3 protein-coding genes are annotated in these 3,105 nt (G+C 55.8%); all 3 read right to left on the bottom strand.

The features are described 5' to 3' along the window. Positions 1-591: 591 nt before the first annotated feature. The 3 genes from ACOYNV_RS26930 to ACOYNV_RS26920 all read right to left on the bottom strand — a co-directional run bounded on the left by ACOYNV_RS26930 (position 592) and on the right by ACOYNV_RS26920 (position 2,903). Positions 592-1,044 (bottom strand): PIN domain-containing protein, encoded by a 453-nt coding sequence (locus tag ACOYNV_RS26930; protein WP_422902896.1) that lies wholly within the window; start codon positions 1,042-1,044, stop codon positions 592-594. 3 nt (positions 1,045-1,047) lie between these two features. Then, positions 1,048-1,284 (bottom strand): type II toxin-antitoxin system Phd/YefM family antitoxin, encoded by a 237-nt coding sequence (locus ACOYNV_RS26925; protein ID WP_422902895.1) that lies wholly within the window; start codon positions 1,282-1,284, stop codon positions 1,048-1,050. Positions 1,285-1,940: 656 nt separating this feature from the next. Then, entirely contained in the window at positions 1,941-2,903 is a 963-nt protein-coding gene (locus ACOYNV_RS26920) for an Rpn family recombination-promoting nuclease/putative transposase (protein WP_422902894.1), read from the bottom strand. Positions 2,904-3,105 lie beyond the last annotated feature (202 nt).

The following is a 3,105-nucleotide window of genomic DNA, read 5'->3' as shown; positions in this document are numbered from 1 at the left end:
CCGGTTTCCGGGCGCAGCGTGGCATAGTCCAGCAGTTCCGTGATGCCGGGCGGCGAAAACACTTCCAGCAACTCGCGTACCAGATCAGCGCGCGAGAAAAGGAATTTGTAGCCGGTGTCGTGAAGGTGTGTCATTGAGCGGATTGTAGAGCCTGAGCAAGGGGCGTGCAAATCAGGCTTTGTCCGACAGCGCTGACGCATGAGCACCCCCGGTAAACACTGATGACATATTTTTCATCATGCCCAAAGTTGCGAAAAAATTTTTGGAGTCAAAGGGGCCAAGGTCGATTTTTCGTTGGATCACGGAAGACTTTGTCTCTTTGGCGAACAAACCTTGTCGGACTAAAGTCCGATCCACAAAGAACCGTGCTGGCCGAACGTGTGAAAACCGTGGCCGGGTTTTTGTAGGAGCGCAGATATTCTGCGCAATGGGTTGATTCGGCGCGGGTCGTCAGTCTCGTCTTGTCCGGCGCGTTGGCTTGATTCATCTGGAGTAGAAAATGCGGCAAATTTTACCGCAGGCAAAACATCAACAGAGCCGAATAGCTGCGCCTACCGGGGGAGCCTGAGTGGGCGTTGTCGCATCTGGGGCTCAATTCGATGTGTGCAGCAACCCGGTCAGCAACGGCGCGCGGGGTTCGACAAACGGGTTGGCCACTGTGACCCCTCGCCAGGTGAAGCCATTGTGGAAATCTTCCGAGAGCAGAAGTCGGCAGTGGTTCTCTGCGGCGATAGCTAAAATCAAGGCGTCCCACATCGGAAGTTGGTGATCGACGGTCAAGTCCAGTGCTGCCTGGAATGCAAACCAGGTGGAGTCCGCCACTTCAAAGCTGTCTGCCCACCCCAGTACAGCCTCGCGCGCCTGCGAAGGGGTGCGCTTGGCTTTGCCAGTCAGGACGCGCGACAACTCGCCTAAGGTCTGGGCGGGCAGTACAACCTCGGCGCTGTGCAATTGCTCAACCAACTGCAATGCCATGCTGCAGCGTAGCTTATCGCCCAAGCCTTCCGCGTAGGCCAGGATGTTGGTGTCGAGGGCAACTCTCATCCATCAGCCCTCGTACAGTTCATTACGTGTCCAGTTCCGAGCACCCGAGGGATTTTGCTGACGAAGCCGTCCGAGCAAAATGAGCTTTGCCGCTTCGCGCTCACCATCGCCAGAGCGAGCAGGTGCGATGGTAGCAACGGGCTTGCCACGCGAAAGAACAGTAATGATCTCGCCCGTTGCAACATCACGTAGCAGGTTGGAGAAGTGGCGGTTGGCGTCGCCAGCAGATATGGTTCTCATTTCAAGCCCCTAATTGTAGTGTTCAGCACTACATTATCGTCAGCCTGTGATATTCGTCAAGTTTTTGTGTGGCGGCACTTGTGGTCGCGAGTGTCAGAGTCCTTCCATGAAACTGCTCATCACTCGCCCGGTGGGGCCCTGCCCAATGAGGTATGAGCCTGAACGAGGGCTGTATTTCCATCGAGAAAAATCAAAGGGAGAAATCAAAGGGGCCAGGGTCGATTTCCCGATTGGTTTATCTTGTTGCAGCCCGGTAGGGTGCGCAAATGCTTTTCTTTGCGCAGGCGAATCCTCTCGTGCCGACGTGCTTGATTCGCCTGGTGGTGCGCAACGCGTTGCGTTTCTCACCCTACAAACCCCGCGTGGGCACATGGCGGTGATGTCTGCACTTTTTTTGTAGGATCGCAGATATCTGCGCGATGGGTTGATTCGGCACGACCGTAATCGCCCAGCAAGCTGAGCTCCTACAAAGGCCGTCGGGCACCGAATGGTGTGCTGGGGAACCGCATGTTCATTGGCTTGTAGCCCGGCATGGTGGGTAAACTATTTTTTTGCGCACGCGGAATCTTCGCGCATCGACGTGCTTGGCCCGACTGATGGTGCGCAACGCGATGCGTTTCTCACCCTGCAAAACTGGATAATTCTTGATTTCGGTCTTAATGCTGTTTGGGCGGGAAGATCGCCGCCAGATCGGCAGCGTCAAGCACCAGGTCAAGCCAAGCTTCGATTTGTTCCGGTCCAGCAGCGCTAATCTGCGCTGCAACCTCTGCCGGAAGCGGACCAAAACGTTTGTTCAGCAGGCGCTGCAGAACAAGCGCTTCGGCTTCAAATTTGCCAAGCAGGACGCCTTCGGCGATGGCATTGGCTCTGATTCGATCAAGATTCGTTTCCAGCATTTCGGTTCCTTTCAGAAGGTCATCCACATCCGGGATGAGCAGGTCGGGCATCTTGCGACTTAGGCGGTAGCCCATCCACTGCATCACGGCTTTGTCTATCGTTTGCTTGTAGGGCGATTGAGCAACCGACTGGCCCAGATAGCGGATCGCCCGCTTTACTTCTTCGGTGTCGCGGGCGTGCTCCATGCGGAAGATTGCCGCCATTACTCTATGCAGTCCTTCCAGATGTTCGACGCTGAAGCGGCCTTCATCGAGCAACCAGAACTTCAGCTTCGGCTGAAATTCGGTCAGCACCGCCGGGTGGGGCTGTATCAGGTCGAACACTTCCGGGCTGTGGTTCCAGCGCGCATCGCCGTTGTAAATGACGATCGGTAGCACCGGCGGCAAGCCGTCGGCGAGGTCGATGGCCTTGCTGCGTACCAGATGGTCGTAGAGCGCGGCGACGTATTGCATCATCCGCACCGGCATGCCCTTGTCGATGGAGGACTGGAACTCCAGCAGCAGGTAAAGGTAGATGCGCTGCCCTTGCAACTTGATGGACCACACCACGTCGTCTTCGCGTTTCCTCATCGCCGGGGTGATGAAGTTGCCGGTTTCCGGGCGCAGCGTGGCATAGTCCAGCAGTTCCGTGATGCCGGGCGGCGAAAACACTTCCAGCAACTCGCGTACCAGATCAGCGCGCGAGAAAAGGAATTTGTAGCCGGTGTCGTGAAGGTGTGTCATTGAGCGGATTGTAGAGCCTGAGCAAGGGGCGTGCAAATCAGGCTTTGTCCGACAGCGCTGACGCATGAGCACCCCCGGTAAACACTGATGACATATTTTTCATCATGCCCAAAGTTGCGAAAAAATTTTTGGAGTCAAAGGGGCCAAGGTCGATTTTTCGTTGGATCACGGAAGACTTTGTCTCTTTGGCGAACAAACCTTG

The sequence above is a fragment of the Propionivibrio sp. genome (assembly GCF_049316945.1).
GTDB lineage: Bacteria > Pseudomonadota > Gammaproteobacteria > Burkholderiales > Rhodocyclaceae > Propionivibrio.
Note: the sequence above shows the minus strand (reverse complement) of the source record. Positions and strands in the feature narration are given on the sequence as shown.